The organism is Streptomyces sp. NPDC005863, from assembly GCF_042871345.1.
GTDB lineage: Bacteria > Actinomycetota > Actinomycetes > Streptomycetales > Streptomycetaceae > Streptomyces.
Map to the genome: position 1 here is coordinate 1084327 of NZ_JBIAII010000001.1, position 13701 is coordinate 1098027.

Sequence of the window (13701 nt, forward strand, 5' to 3'; positions counted from 1 at the left end):
GGGGTACGGTCCGCCTGCCCGACGATCCCCCACGTATGCACGCCCACAAAAACTTTCTGCCACGACCACCCATACCCGGGACGAAAGGCGACCACCGCCCCACACGCCCAGTCACACCCGTACCGGGGACGAGAAGCGACCACCGGCCTGCACCCGCGTACGAGACGGAAGGGGACGTGGGGGTATGTGCGCACGGAGCACCGAGCACGCTCTAGCAAAACTGTCAGGGAGGCGTGGCGAACAGTGGATGGCGAGTACGCACATACCCCCGCGGCCCCGCACCCACAAACGAACCCAAGGCGCAGACGCCCACGCCCCCGCACCGCTAGGACCCCGTACACCCCGACTGCCCCGACCCCAACACCGCACACGCCTTGGCCACCGCGCCCGAAGACGCCGCCACCATAGGCGTATACGCGTCGAAGTCCGCGTTGACCGTCCCGTCCTGCTTCGCCCCGGCCCCGCTCCCGGACCCCGTGATCGTCACCTTGTCCCCCACCGCGGCCTGAGTGATCCGCGCCCAAGCGGCCCCGCACGCCGCGCTGTACCGCACCTCGATCACCGCCTTGCCGACCGTGGCCCGCGAGGCCGTCGTCGCCAGGTCACCCCCGCACCCCATCTTCTCGGGGTCCTTGCCCGCGCACTCCCCGCCCTCGCAATCACCCCCGGCCGGCACCTTCACGTCACTGCTGGACGGCGTGACCGACGGCTTGGCGTCGTCCTTCTTGTCCTTGTCGTCCCCGCCGAACCCGGTCATGAAGACCGCGGCAGCGATGACGACCAGCGCACCGACGACACCCACGAGAAACATCGTCAACTTCCGCCGCCGCCGCTGCCCGTCGGCCGAGTCCCCACGGACCCCCGCCCCACCCGGACCCGCACCGGCCGAACCGCCCGAACCGGGCGCCCCGAACACACCGGGAGCGGCGACCGGCGACACCCCGGCCGGCCCGGCCACACCCGTGGCGGGCCCGACACCTGAGTCACGACGCGCCCGACGCGCACCCCCCGTACTCCCCGCGCCGCCGCCACCCTCCGTACCGGACTCACCGGACTCACCGGACTCACCCGACCCGCCCGCCTCCCCCAGCGCGGCCCGCGCCTGCGAGATGCGGATGGCCTGCATGGTCATGTCGTGCCGCATCTCGGACCGGCTCCACGCCCGTTCCGCGAGCTCCCACAGCGTGATGAGGTGCACCGGCGGCGTGCCCGTCACCTCGGCCAGCGCGACGATCGCGCCCTTGGGGGCGAGCAGCCGCCCGTTCAGATAGCGCTCCCACGACGTCTTGCTGTAGCCCGTGCGGTCCGAGACCGCCGCGATGCTCAGACCACTGCGGTCGACGAGCCCGCGCAGCTGGCCGGCGAACTCCTTGACCTGCGGGTCGAGCTCATCCGGTAGCGCCTTCCAACGAGGCATTCCGCTCCCCCTGTTCCCCCCGTACGTGCCTGTCCTGCCCCCGCGCCGCCCCGGCGCCGACCTCGCACCGATCCTCGCGTCGACCTCGCGCAGCCCCCGTTCTGGACTACCCAGAGGGATGCGCGGGGCCAGGATGTCAGTTCCCGGAGTGGGGGCGCACGGGAGCGTTCGGTCCACCGGCAAGCGCCACCGCGCTCCCCGCGGTCGGGCAAGTGTCCCATCGCCACCCCACCGGACGATGCGGAACCCCAAGTACCGGTCGGATAAGCCCCGGAATCTCCCGAACGCGGGAATTGCTCGTTGCAGGCTCCGAACACCGTTGCGGAATGGTCACCTCCGTGCCACAGGGACCAGGCATCCCTTGAACGAAGTTGGCGGGTCCATGACTCTGGATCACGAGCGGAACGCTCCGCTTATATCGGGAGGTTCCGAGAGGAACCGCTCCCGAACCGCGGTGTCCGCCCTCTCACGGGGGTGAGGGCGGACACCGCCTCCTTCCCCCGCGTGGGACGTCCCCGAAAGGGCGACTTCGGCCCTGTCCTGCCGCCTCGCGGCCGAGGGCCTCGGCAGGATCACAGAGCAGCAGACGGTCCCGCCCACGCACCCGAAGGAAACCAGCCATGCAGCACGCCACGTACGGCAAGCGTCTCGCCGGCGGCGTCATCGCCGCGTCCGCCCTCCTCGGCACCGCCCTCGCGGCGCCTCCCGCCGCCTCCGCGGCCACCACGCCCGCCGCATCCAGCGTGTCCAGCGCCGCGGAGTTCCGCGGCACGGCCCCGTCCTGCGTCGTGCGGGACGTCATCAAGCACCGCAAGTACGTGAAGGTGACCAACCACTGCGGGCACGCCATGCACCTGAAGGTCGTCATCGACTGGGGGAGCGACTCGCCGTGCCTGACGTACCAGAACAACGAGCAGTGGGAGTGGAACTGGGGCCGCGGCTCCTACGGCAAGGTGGTCACCTGCTGAACCTCGCCGCCTCAGGCCCCCGCCTCAGGGCCCCGTCTCAGGCCCCCGCCTCCCCCGGCGTGACCAGACCGCTCTCGTACGCCACCACCACCGCCTGCGCCCGGCTGTCCAGGTCGAGTTTGCTCATCGTGCGGTTGAGGTGGGTCTTGACGGTGGCCTCGCTGATGTAGAGCCGCTCGGCGATGTCCGCGTTCGTCAGGCCGCGCGCGATCAGCTTCAGCACCTCCACCTCGCGCCCGGTCAACGCCGCCAGATCGGGCGGGGGCGCACACCCCCCGCCCCCGGACCCCACGCCCTCCCCCGCCCGGGAGGCGAACGCCTCGACCAGGCGGCGCGTCACACTGGGCGCGAAGAGCGCGTCACCGCAGCCGACCGCCGCGACCGCGGCGAGCAGCCGCTCGGGCCCGGAGTCCTTGAGCAGGAAGCCGGACGCTCCGGCGCGCAACGCCCCGTACACGTACTCGTCGAGGTCGAACGTGGTCAGCACCAGGACCCGCGGGGCGGGCTCGGCGGCCTGTTCGAGGATCTTCGCCGTGGCGGTGATGCCGTTCATGCCGGGCATCCTGATGTCCATCAAGATGACGTCGGGCCGGGCCCGCGCGGCGAGCGCCACCGCTTCCTCGCCGTCGCCCGCCTCGCCCACGACCTCGATGCCCGGCGCGGCGCGCAGCAGCCCCACCAGCCCCGCGCGGATGAGGAATTGGTCGTCGACGACGAGCACCCTGATGGTTGCCGCCGTCCGGTCGTCCGGCCATCCGGTCATTCCGTAGCGTCGTCCCCCCGCGCCGCGGCCCGCGCCGAGGTCGGCAGGGTGAGACGCACGGCGAATCCCCCCTCGCTCAGCGGGCCGATGCTGATCGCCCCGCCGTAGAGCTTGGCCCGCTCCCGCATCCCAATCAAGCCGTGCCCGCCGCCCGGCCGCACTCTGTCCAAAATCACCCCCTCTCCGTCGTCGGTGACGGCGACCTCGATGTGCCGTCTCCGGTAGGCGAGTTCGACGGTCGCCGAAGCACCGCGGGCGTGCTTCAGCACATTGGTCAGCGCCTCCTGCACCACGCGGTACGCGCAGAGTTCCACGCCCGGCGCCAGCGGCCGCGGGGTTCCCGTGACGCGCAGTTCCACGGGGACGCCCCCGGCGCGCACCCGCTCCACCATCTCGTCGAGGCGGGCGAGGCCCGGCATCGGCGCCGCGGGGGCGTCGTCGCCGGACTCGCCGTCCCCGGCGCGCAGCACCCGCAGCATGCGGCGCAGCTCTTCGAGCGCCTCGCCGCTGGTCCCCGCTATCGTGCCGAGCGCCGCCCGCGCGGTCGCCGGGTCGGAGCCGAAGACGAACGTCGCGAGGCCCGCCTGCACGGAGATCACCGACATGTGGTGGGCGACGACGTCGTGCAGTTCGCGGGCGATGCGGCCGCGCTCCTCGGCGACCTCGCGCCGGGCCCGCTCGTCCTGCTCCCGCTTCAACTGCCGCGCCAGCTCCGTCGACCGGCGCGCCACGTACCCGAACCGCCACAGCACCAGGGAGAAGCCGACGGCCTGTCCGACGACGGACGGCATCGAGGCGTGCGCGCTGATCGCGCCGGCGTAGATCCACAGCGCGGCCATCAGGGCGGTACAGGGGAGGGAGACGCGCGGGGGCCGCAGGGAGGCGACGGTGTAGACGCTGAGCATCGGTCCGAAGGTGCCGACCACGGGCCAGTAGCCGACGGTGACGTAGGCGAACCACGCCGTGTGCACCAGGAGCAGGACGGCGAGCGGCGCCTTGCTGCGGACGGCGACCGGCAGGCAGACCACGCCGACCAGCGCGTATCCCAGAACGTCGAGCCGGGGCCAGCCCTCGGTGGTGGACTCCCGCCCGAGCAGCACGGCCACCGTGGTCAGGGCGACCGCGATGGCCACGTCGACGGCGAGGGGGCGGATCCGCATCGCCGCAGCGTAACCCGCATATGGGCGGTGGAACGTCAACCGGCGGCGGTACAGCGGTAGTTGCAGGAACCGGAGTCCTACGACCCTGGGCGCACCCGCGGTTCAACCCAGCGCCTGACGACGTCGTGGGCCGCCGCCCGTAGTTTGTGGAACCGGTGCCGCGGCCGCCGGGGGAACGAAAGCGGGCGGCCGGTCGACGCGGCGGTGGCCCGTCTCCTCGGGGGAGGACGGGCCACCGGCGCGGGGCGTTCGCTCAGATCATTCGTTCAGGTCGTTCGCTCAGATCGTTCGCTCAGATCGTGTAGTGCAGGGTGTCGTCCAGGAACGGGATCTCCAGGACGGGATTGGGCTGCGCCATCAGCGCGAGGAGCACGATGGCGACGCCGAGCACCCCGTACGTGACCATGTCCGTGAACCGCGAACGCACCGCCAACATGCCCACGTCGGGCAGCGCCCAGCGCAGCACGGCGCCCCCGACGAGGGCGACGCCGACCAGAATCGTGCCGACGCGGAAGACGTCGAACGCGGTGAGCAGCAGCCCGAGTCCGATCAGGCCGGAGACGCTGAGCAGCGGCCACTGACGGGCCGGTGCGGGGGCGTCGCCGGCCGCGGCACGGCCGCCGCCCTCGGGCCGCGCGGTGTCCCGCGTGAACAGCGGGAAGCGGCGCGACACCTTCCGCGGCCGCCCGTCGGGACCCGGCGCGCTGACCGCGCCCTTGGCCCGGGGGACGTCGTCGGCGGCGGACGCCTCGGCTCCGGAAGCGTCCTCCGCGGGGGAAGCGCCCTCTGCCGGGGAAGCGTGCTCCGCGGGGGAGGCGTGGTGCTCCGCCGAGGAGGCGTCCTCCGTCAGCAAAGCGTCGTCCTCGTCCCGCGAAGCGTCCGTGCCGCCCGTGTCAGGTCCTGCGCTCATGGCCTCGCCCCTTTCCCGTTCAGCGCGCGGAGCGTTCCGCGGCCTCGACGACGTTCACCAGGAGCTGGGCGCGGGTCATCGGGCCGACGCCGCCCGGGTTCGGGGAGATCCAGCCCGCGACCTCGGCGACGCCCGGGTGGACGTCCCCGACGATCTTGCCGTTCTCGTCGCGCGAGACGCCGACGTCGAGCACCGCGACGCCCGGCTTCACGTCCTCCGGCTTGATCAGGTGCGGCACACCGGCCGCGGCCACGATGATGTCGGCCCGCTTCAGGTGCGCGGCGAGGTCACGGGTGCCGGTGTGGCACTGGGTGACCGTGGCGTTCTCCGACTTGCGGGTGAGGAGCAGCGGCATCGGGCGCCCGATGGTCACGCCGCGGCCGACCACGACGACCTCGGCGCCCTTGATCTCCACGTCGTGCTCGCGGAGCAGCCGGATGATGCCGTACGGGGTGCAGGGCAGCGGCGCGGGCTCGTTCAGGACGAGACGGCCGAGGTTCATCGGGTGCAGTCCGTCGGCGTCCTTGTCCGGGTCCATGAGCTCCAGGACGCGGTTCTCGTCGATGCCCTTGGGCAGCGGCAGCTGGACGATGTAGCCGGTGCAGGCGGGGTCCTCGTTGAGCTCGCGGACGACCGCCTCGATCTCCTCCTGGGAGGCGGTGGCGGGCAGTTCGCGCTGGATGGAGGCGATGCCGACCTGCGCGCAGTCGCGGTGCTTGCCGGCGACGTACTTCTGGCTGCCCGGGTCGTCGCCGACCAGGACGGTACCGAGTCCGGGCGTGACGCCCTTCTCCTTCAGGGCCGCCACGCGGGCGGTCAGTTCGGACTTGATCGCGGCTGCGGTGGCCTTGCCATCGAGAATCTGGGCGGTCATGACCCCATCTTCGCGGATGGGACCCGCCCGGTACCAATCAGGGCGGCCCTGGGCGCCCCACGGGTCCCGTGGCTGATCAGCGAGGTTGCACTTGCACAACACATACCGAATGCGGCTGGACAAATAAGCCCATGCTAAAGAACGATGAGCGGCACAGTGCCGCGGGCAGTGTCGGGGGGACGGACCGCATCTGTAGAACATTCCTCCGTGATGTGCCGCGTCGTCCCCGCACCACCCGACGGAGGAAGACCGCCATGAGTTACGGCGACCCGAACAACCCATACGGGCAGCCGCCCCAGCAGCCCCCGGCCGCTCCCGGGTACGGCTATCCCCAGCAGGGCCCGCCCGGCGTGCCGCCGCAGGCGCCCTACGGCTACCCGCAGCAGCCCGCCTACCCCGGTTACCCGGGCGGCAACATGATGCAGCAGTCGATGCCGGGGCTCCTGGTCACCGCGCGCGTCTTCCTGTACCTGATATCCGCGGTGCAGATCCTCTTCGCGGTCATCTACCTGTACGTGGCGGCCGTCGCCAACGACGTCTCCGACAGCGCCGACGACTTCGGCCTCGGCGGCGTGGGCGACGGCGGCGACGCCGTGGCCGGGATCGCCGTGATCGCCGCCCTGGTCGCGGCCGCCCTGGCGACGCTCTCCATCACCCTCGGCGTGAAGTTCGGCCGCGGCGGACAGGGCATCCGGATCACCACCGTGGTCTACGGCGCGCTCGGCGGCGTCGTCGGCCTGATCGCCCTGTTCGTCGGCCTCGACTCCGGCCTGGCCACCATGATCATCTTCCCGCTGATCTGGGTCGTCTTCGCCGTCATCATCACCGTGGCGCCGGTCGTCCCCAGCGGCACCGCCTGGTTCAACCGCCCGCGTTACTGAGCGAGTTCTCCGCGCGCACGCAAGGGCCGCACCACTCCCGGCAAGGAGGGTGCGGCCCTTGTACGTACGGGTCAGGTGTACGTACGGCTCAGGCTCAGGCTCAGTGGAAGAAGTGCCGCGTCCCCGTGAAGTACATCGTCACGCCCGCCTTCTTCGCCGCCTCGACCACCAGCTCGTCGCGGACCGAACCGCCCGGCTGCACCACGGCCTTGACGCCCGCGGCGGTCAGGATCTCCAGGCCGTCGGGGAAGGGGAAGAACGCGTCGGACGCGGCGTAGGAGCCGCGCGCCCGCTCCTCGCCCGCGCGCTCGACCGCGAGCTTCGCGGAGTCGACGCGGTTGACCTGGCCCATGCCGACGCCGACCGAGGCGCCGTCCTTGGCGAGCAGGATCGCGTTGGACTTGACCGCGCGCGACGCCTTCCAGGCGAAGGCGAGTTCGGCGAGCTCGCCCGCGTTGAGCGCGTCACCCGTGGCGAGCGTCCAGTTGGCGGAGTTGTCGCCGTCGGCCTGCAGCCGGTCGGTGACCTGGAGCAGCGCGCCGCCGTCGATCTGCTTGACCTCGACCGCGTTGGACGGCGCCCGGTGGGCGCGCAGCACGCGGATGTTCTTCTTCTTGGTGAGGGCCTCCAGCGCGCCGTCCTCGTACTCGGGGGCGACGATGACCTCGGTGAAGATGTCGGCGACCTGCTCCGCCATCTCCTTGGAGACCGGGCGGTTCACCGCGATGACGCCGCCGAACGCGGAGAGCGGGTCGCAGGCGTGCGCCTTGCGGTGCGCCTCGGCGACGTTCGCGCCGATCGCGATGCCGCACGGGTTGGCGTGCTTGATGATCGCGACGCAGGGCTCGTCGTGGTCGTACGCGGCACGGCGCGCGGCGTCCGTGTCCGTGTAGTTGTTGTACGACATCTCCTTGCCGTGCAGCTGCTCGGCCTCGGCGAGGCCGCCCGTGCCGTCGACGTAGAGGGCCGCGCCCTGGTGCGGGTTCTCGCCGTAGCGGAGCACGTTCTTGCGCTCGTACGTGGCGCCGAGGAAGCCGGGGTGACCGGAGTCGTCGGCCGCCGCGTACCCGTCCGCGAACCAGCTCGCCACCGCCACGTCGTACGCGGCGGTGTGCCGGAACGCTTCTCCCGCGAGCCGCTTGCGCGCCGCCAGGTCGAAGCCGCCCGCCGCGACGGCCGCGAGGACGTCCGCGTACCGCTTCGGGTCGGTGACGACGGCGACCGAGGGGTGGTTCTTGGCGGCGGCGCGGACCATCGAGGGGCCACCGATGTCGATCTGCTCGACGCACTCGTCGGGGGTGGCCTCGGAGGCGACGGTCTCCTTGAAGGGGTACAGGTTCACGACGACCAGCTGGAAGGGCTCGACGCCCAGCTCGTCGAGCTGCCGGCGGTGGTCCTCCAGCCGCAGGTCGGCGAGGATGCCGGCGTGCACCTTCGGGTGGAGGGTCTTGACGCGGCCGTCCAGGCACTCGGGGAAGCCGGTGAGCTCCTCGACCTTGGTGACGGGCACCCCGGCGGCGGCGATCCGCGAGGCGGTGGAGCCGGTGGAGACCAGCTCGACGCCCGCCTCGTACAGCCCGCGCGCGAGCTCTTCCAGGCCGGTCTTGTCGTAGACGCTGACGAGTGCGCGCTTGACGGGGCGCTGCGCCTCGGGGGCGTTCGTAGCTTCGGCGGTCACGGGATAAGAACCTTTCGTCCCTCAATGCGGTAGCCGTGCCGGGCCAGACGCCCCACGACATCGACGAGCAGCGTGCGCTCGACTTCCTTGATGCGCTCGTGCAGAGCGCTCTCGTCGTCCTCGTCCCGGACCTCGACCACGCCCTGGGCGATGATCGGTCCGGTGTCGACGCCGTCGTCGACGAAGTGGACGGTGCAGCCGGTGACCTTCACGCCGTACGCGAGCGCGTCGCGCGCACCGTGGGCCCCCGGGAAACTGGGCAGCAGCGCGGGGTGCGTGTTCACGAACCGCCCGCCGAAGCGCGCGAGGAACTCCTTCCCCACGATCTTCATGAACCCGGCGGAGACCACCAGGTCGGGCTCGTGCGCGGCGGTCGCCTCGGCCAGGGCCGCGTCCCACGCGTCGCGCGTCGCGTGGTCCTTCACGCGGCAGACGAAGGTGGGCAGGCCGGCGCGCTCGGCGCGCTCCAGGCCCGCGATGCCGTCCCGGTCGGCGCCGACGGCGACGATCTCGGCCCCGTAGGCGCCGGTGCCCTCGGCCCCGATCGTGTCGATCAGGGCCTGCAGGTTCGTGCCCGACCCGGAGACCAGCACGACGAGTCGCTTGGGAGGCGCGACCACAGCGCTCTCGGCCACAGCGGGGCCCTTTCTCGGAAGGTGCGTCTTTGTACGGTCGTACGAAGGCTTCGAGCCCCGCGATACGGGGAACCCTACGAAGCGGCCGACCGCCAGCAACGATACCGGCACACGGAACCGCCCCTCACGGGACGGGGGCGCGACCGGAAGGTAGCGTCTGTGGGGAAGCGCCTGAATACCGAAGAACGCCGCGTTGTCGAGCCGCGCAACGGCTCCGCCACGGCCCTGTCACGGCCCCGCGAGGGGCCCTACCAAGGGGAAGACGCACACCTGATGCCGGACCGTAGCCGCCCTTCGTCTCCACCGCAGGACCCGGACGCCCAGGGACCGGAGTCCCGGGACGCGGGTGCCCGGGGCTCGGGCTCCCAGGGGAGCTCGGGCTCCCAGGGGACGGGCAAGGACGACGACAATCCCTTCGCGCCGCCGCCGGAGGGGACGCCGGACCGGCCGTGGCAGCCGCGCCGCCCGTCGGGCGACGCCGGACCGGACGGCGAGGGTTCCGGCTCCGGTTCCGGTTCCGGTTCCGGTGACGGCCATGGGTCTCCCTGGGGGAGCCAGTGGAGCGACCGTCAGCCCGGCCGCTCGCAGGGCGGCTTCGGCGACCGGCCCCGACAGCAGAACGGCCCCGGCAAGGAGGACCCCTCGTCGCCCGGCGGCTCCGGCATGCGCTGGGACCCCGCGGACCCGGCCCAGCGCCGCGCGCGCTACGCCCTGCTCTCCGGCATGTGGGGCTTCTTCTTCGCCCTGTTCGGCTGGCGGTACCTGGCGCTGCTGCTGGGTGCGCTCGCGGTGATGTGGGCGGTGCAGGCGCTGCGCGCGAAGACGCGTGCGCGGGGTGCGGGCGATACGGGCGATGCGGCGGCGCGTGCTGCCGCGTCGGCATCGACATCGGCGTCGGCGTCGGCGTCGCCGGCTGCGGCCACTCCGCCCGCGGCGGGCGACCGGGTCCCGGCCGGCCCGTCTTCGAGCACCCGGCCGCAGACGACGGCCGCGATCAGTGGCCTGGTGACGGGCGGGCTCGCGCTGCTCATGGTGGCGGCGACGTTCACGGCGCAGTTGGTGTACCGCGACTACTACACGTGCGTGGACGACGCGCTCACGAACGCGTCGCAGCAGTCCTGCGAGGACCACCTCCCGAAGCCGCTGCGCCCGCTCCTGGGCGAGCAGGACTGAGCGGAGCCGGCCTCTTTGACGGGGCGGGGGGCAGGCGCGGGTAGCTGGGGCCACGGGTGTTGCCGGAACGGGTACGGGCCCCGTGCCGGGACGGGTACGCGCCGGAACAGGTACGGGCACGGGCCCAGGTCCCGGGTTTGCTACTCCCCCCGTTCCCTGCGCTCCCTCTCCTCCCTCGCCTCCTTCAAGGCCCGCCAACGGGCTTCCCGGACGGCGTCCTCGTGCCAGGAGGGTGGGAGCTCCCCGGACTCCGACCGGGGGTACGCGGAGTCGGACGGCTCTGTCGCCGGGGCCGCGTCGCTCTTGGCGCCCGGGGGTTCCGGGTCGGCCAGCCGACCGAACCACGAGAGCCGGGCACGCTTGTCGCTCCCACTCGTAGCGGGTTCGACCCCGCCCGCCGACTCCGACCGACTGTCTCCGGGTACGTCGGCTCCGGTCGCCTCGGCTCGGGGCGCTTCGGCCCCGGTTCGCCGCTCGGACGGCGGGCGCGGGGCGCCGTGGCCCCCGGGCTCACCGGGTGCGGGGCAGGTCGCGTCGGCCGACTCCGGCCGAACGCCTCCGGCAACGTCGGCTCCGGTCACCTCGGCTCGGAGCGCCTCCTCTCCGGTTCGCCGCCCGGACGACGGGCGCGGGTCAGCGTGACCCCCGGGCTCACCGGGCACTAGGCCGGTCCCGTCCCCCGGCACCGACCGAGCAGCTTCGGGAACGTCGGCTCCGGTCACCTCGGCTCGGGGCGCCTCGTCTCCAGTCCGCCGCCCGGACGACGGGCGCGGGTCAGCGTGACCCCCGGGCTCACCGGGTACGGGGCCGGTCGCGCCGGCCAGCTCTGGCCGAACGGCTCCGGCAACGTCGGTTCCGGTCACCTCGGCTCGGAGCGCCTCCTCTCCGGTCCGCCACACGGACGACGGGCGCGGGTCAGCGTGACCCCCGGGGTTACCGGGTACGGGGCCGGTCGCGCCGGCCGACTCCGGCCGAATGTCTCCGGATGCGTCGGGTCCGGTCGCCTCAGCTCGGGGCGCTTCGGCCCCGGTTCGCCGCTCGGACGACGGGCGCGGGGCGCCGTGACCTCCGGGCTCACCGGGCACGAAGCCGGTCCCATCAGCCGACTCCGGCCGAACGCCTCCGGCAACGTCCGCTCGGGACGCCCCGCCTCCAGTCGGCCGCCCGAACCGCGGGCGCGGGTCAGCGTGATCCCCGGCCTCACCGGGTACAGCCGCCGGGTCGTCCTCGGTTTTCCGCCCCGGCCACGGCCACCCCATCCGCCCACCTGCCGCCGCCACGTCATCCTCTCGGCGGACGTCAGCCGCCGGTTCGGTGGCGGTCCCGGCGTTCGTCGCGCCGGCGTCGCCGGGCGTCGAGGCCGTCTCACCGCTCGGTACGGCGTCCCGAGGCTCGGGACTGGTTACGCCGCCCCCAGGGCCATCCACCAGTGAGGCAGCACCCGTTGCGCCGCCCCCAGGGTCACCCTCCGCCATCCGTCGCCGCCCGGGCCACGGCCTCCGTACGCGCTCACCCGTCACCCCCGGACCGCCCTTCGCAGGCTCCCCGGACCCGGCCCCAGTCTCAGCCCCCGTATCCGACCCGCCCGCTCCACCCGAGCGCCCCGGCCACGGCAGCCGTGCGCGGCCCGTTCCCGCCTGGGGGCGGCGCGGGCGCGGGAGGCGGAGTGTGGGGAGTGCCAGGCGGCGCAGGCGTGGCCACCGTTGTCTGTCGGGCGGCACCCTCAGGCGCCACGCCCGCAGGAGCAGGGCCGCAGGGACACCGATCACCGTCGTCCAGGCCAGCGCCGCCGCCCCCGTCAGCCACCACACCGGGCCGAACTCGGACAGGACCGCCACCCCCATCGGGCCGCCCGCCAGCGCCGCAAGCCCCGCCGTCATCACCCCGCACACCACCGCCGCCATGGCCGCCCCCGCCGCCGTCCGGCCCCGCGACCACGCCCCGCCGCGCTCCCCGAGGGCGGGCGCCGCCGCCCGGGCCGTGCAGCACGCCACCGCGAGTCCCGCCCCCACCGGCACCGCCAGGGTCACCCAGTTCAGCGGCGTTGCCTCGCCCGGCGACGGCAGCGCGGCCAGCAGCGGGAAGGGCGGCAGCGACGGCACCGTCCCCGCGGCCAGCGGGTCGACGACCGCCCCCGTACCGAGCGCGAAACCGGGCCCCAGGCCGTACGACGCACCCCACACCGCGGCGTTCGGCACCAGCGCGAGCGCCAGCATCAGCACCGCGAGCCGCCCCGACCACACGTCCGTGATCTGCGTGAACGACGACTGCAAGGGCCCGACGTGCAGAATCAGCGACACCGCGACGAGCAGTGCCCCGCCGCCGACCAGCGCCATCGCGCCCGCCGCCCCGGCCCGTACGACGGCGATCGCCCCGCGCCGTACGACGAACCCGCCCGCCAGCGTCCCGTTCGGCCCCCGGGGAGGGGCGACCGGCCCACCTCGCGGCGACCCGCCCCGTAGCGGGCCGCCCCGCAAGGAGACGTCCCGCAGGGAGATGTCCCGTAGGGAGACATCCCGCAGAGACGCAGGCAGCGGCCCGTGCGGGCGGCCGTGCGCCGTCCAGACCCCGAACCCGGCCGCCACCGCCGTAAGCGCCGGCACGTGCACGATGACGCCGATCCAGTCGGGCCGCAGCTCACCGCCCGTCGCGTACAGCGCCGCGGCCACGGCGACCAGCAGGTAACCGGCCACCACGCCGGCCCACGCCGTCCGCGCCGCCTCCCCCCGCCCGTCGGGGGCCGCCGCCTCCCGCGCCGCCCGGTGCACCAGCAACCCGGGGACCACGGCCAGGAGCAGCGGGGTCACCCCGATCGGCGCGGCCGCCCCGGAGAGCGTGTCCGTGCGGACGAGTTCCGCACCGTGCGCCAGCAGCCACAGCCCCGCGGCGACGTGCAGCGCACCCTGCGGCCCGCTGTCCGGATACGGCGAACTGATCCACAGCACCATCACCAGGACCGCGAACGCACCGAGCCCGAGGCCCGCGGCGACCACCCCGCCGACCATGCAGCCCGCCAGGCCGGGAGAGCGGTCACGGACCCGTTCGCGCAACGGCTCCACGGGCGGCAACGGGGCGTGGGGATCGGTCGTCTGCGTCACCCGGCCATGCTCCCAACGACACGCGCTTTCGTCCCGTAACAGGCGAATGTCCGATGTGTCGCTCAAGATACGTTTATGTACTTATACGTACGGCGGGAGGGTCGTGCCCGGCCACCCGCCGCACGTCGGCCCACGGTGCGGAGA

The 13701-nt window shown here is 73.3% G+C and carries 11 protein-coding genes; 3 read left to right on the top strand and 8 right to left on the bottom strand.

All coding sequences use genetic code 11. The features are described from left to right. Window positions 1-325: 325 nt before the first annotated feature. The gene (locus ACFYO9_RS04685) at window positions 326-1417 is read right to left on the bottom strand and encodes an XRE family transcriptional regulator (protein ID WP_358776760.1); all 1092 of its coding nucleotides are present in this window, start codon (window positions 1415-1417) and stop codon (window positions 326-328) included. A gap of 620 nt (window positions 1418-2037) precedes the next feature. Here ACFYO9_RS04685 and ACFYO9_RS04690 point away from each other — a divergent pair. After that, complete coding sequence (locus tag ACFYO9_RS04690) at window positions 2038-2385, top strand: hypothetical protein (RefSeq protein ID WP_358776761.1); 348 nt, start codon at window positions 2038-2040, stop codon at window positions 2383-2385. 37 nt (window positions 2386-2422) lie between these two features. Here ACFYO9_RS04690 and ACFYO9_RS04695 read toward each other — a convergent pair whose 3' ends face one another. The 4 genes from ACFYO9_RS04695 to ACFYO9_RS04710 form a co-directional block, all read right to left on the bottom strand. Beyond that, window positions 2423-3148 (bottom strand): response regulator transcription factor, encoded by a 726-nt coding sequence (locus tag ACFYO9_RS04695; RefSeq protein WP_358776762.1) that lies wholly within the window; start codon window positions 3146-3148, stop codon window positions 2423-2425. Next, complete coding sequence (locus ACFYO9_RS04700) at window positions 3145-4308, bottom strand: sensor histidine kinase (protein ID WP_355803683.1); 1164 nt, start codon at window positions 4306-4308, stop codon at window positions 3145-3147. Before ACFYO9_RS04700 ends, ACFYO9_RS04695 begins: the two co-directional genes overlap by 4 nt. A gap of 292 nt (window positions 4309-4600) precedes the next feature. Then, window positions 4601-5218: a DUF3017 domain-containing protein gene (locus tag ACFYO9_RS04705; protein ID WP_358776763.1), complete on the bottom strand. Its 618-nt coding sequence runs from the start codon at window positions 5216-5218 to the stop codon at window positions 4601-4603. A gap of 19 nt (window positions 5219-5237) precedes the next feature. Then, the gene (locus tag ACFYO9_RS04710) at window positions 5238-6092 is read right to left on the bottom strand and encodes a bifunctional methylenetetrahydrofolate dehydrogenase/methenyltetrahydrofolate cyclohydrolase (RefSeq protein WP_355803687.1); all 855 of its coding nucleotides are present in this window, start codon (window positions 6090-6092) and stop codon (window positions 5238-5240) included. A gap of 254 nt (window positions 6093-6346) precedes the next feature. On the opposite strand from ACFYO9_RS04710, the gene ACFYO9_RS04715 reads away from it, so the two are divergent. Continuing rightward, window positions 6347-6973 carry a hypothetical protein gene (locus ACFYO9_RS04715; protein ID WP_358776764.1) on the top strand — a complete coding sequence of 209 codons (627 nt, stop codon included), beginning with the start codon at window positions 6347-6349 and terminating at the stop codon, window positions 6971-6973. Between the two features lie 100 nt (window positions 6974-7073). Here ACFYO9_RS04715 and purH read toward each other — a convergent pair whose 3' ends face one another. Both purH and purN read right to left on the bottom strand, forming a co-directional pair. After that, entirely contained in the window at window positions 7074-8651 is a 1578-nt protein-coding gene (gene purH, locus ACFYO9_RS04720; RefSeq protein ID WP_358776765.1) for a bifunctional phosphoribosylaminoimidazolecarboxamide formyltransferase/IMP cyclohydrolase, read from the bottom strand. Continuing rightward, window positions 8648-9286: a phosphoribosylglycinamide formyltransferase gene (gene purN / locus ACFYO9_RS04725; protein WP_358710408.1), complete on the bottom strand. Its 639-nt coding sequence runs from the start codon at window positions 9284-9286 to the stop codon at window positions 8648-8650. The genes purH and purN overlap by 4 nt, the downstream gene beginning before the upstream one ends. 273 nt (window positions 9287-9559) lie before the next feature. On the opposite strand from purN, the gene ACFYO9_RS04730 reads away from it, so the two are divergent. Beyond that, window positions 9560-10459, top strand: a complete 900-nt coding sequence (locus ACFYO9_RS04730) for a hypothetical protein (RefSeq protein WP_358776766.1) — start codon at window positions 9560-9562, stop codon at window positions 10457-10459. 140 nt (window positions 10460-10599) lie between these two features. Here the strand turns inward: ACFYO9_RS04730 and ACFYO9_RS04735 are convergent, their stop codons facing one another. Next, window positions 10600-13557, bottom strand: coding sequence for a DUF6350 family protein (locus tag ACFYO9_RS04735; RefSeq protein WP_388665956.1), 2958 nt, complete (start codon window positions 13555-13557; stop codon window positions 10600-10602). Window positions 13558-13701: the final 144 nt, after the last annotated feature.

What these genes read in the sequence shown, in the direction of transcription:
- ACFYO9_RS04685 (WP_358776760.1), bottom strand. Translation starts at nt 1,417, where the DNA reads ATGCCTCGTTGGAAGGCGCTACCGGATGAGCTCGACCCGCAGGTCAAG.
- ACFYO9_RS04690 (WP_358776761.1), top strand. Translation starts at nt 2,038, where the DNA reads ATGCAGCACGCCACGTACGGCAAGCGTCTCGCCGGCGGCGTCATCGCC.
- ACFYO9_RS04695 (WP_358776762.1), bottom strand. Translation starts at nt 3,148, where the DNA reads ATGACCGGATGGCCGGACGACCGGACGGCGGCAACCATCAGGGTGCTC.
- ACFYO9_RS04700 (WP_355803683.1), bottom strand. Translation starts at nt 4,308, where the DNA reads ATGCGGATCCGCCCCCTCGCCGTCGACGTGGCCATCGCGGTCGCCCTG.
- ACFYO9_RS04705 (WP_358776763.1), bottom strand. Translation starts at nt 5,218, where the DNA reads ATGAGCGCAGGACCTGACACGGGCGGCACGGACGCTTCGCGGGACGAG.
- ACFYO9_RS04710 (WP_355803687.1), bottom strand. Translation starts at nt 6,092, where the DNA reads ATGACCGCCCAGATTCTCGATGGCAAGGCCACCGCAGCCGCGATCAAG.
- ACFYO9_RS04715 (WP_358776764.1), top strand. Translation starts at nt 6,347, where the DNA reads ATGAGTTACGGCGACCCGAACAACCCATACGGGCAGCCGCCCCAGCAG.
- ACFYO9_RS04730 (WP_358776766.1), top strand. Translation starts at nt 9,560, where the DNA reads ATGCCGGACCGTAGCCGCCCTTCGTCTCCACCGCAGGACCCGGACGCC.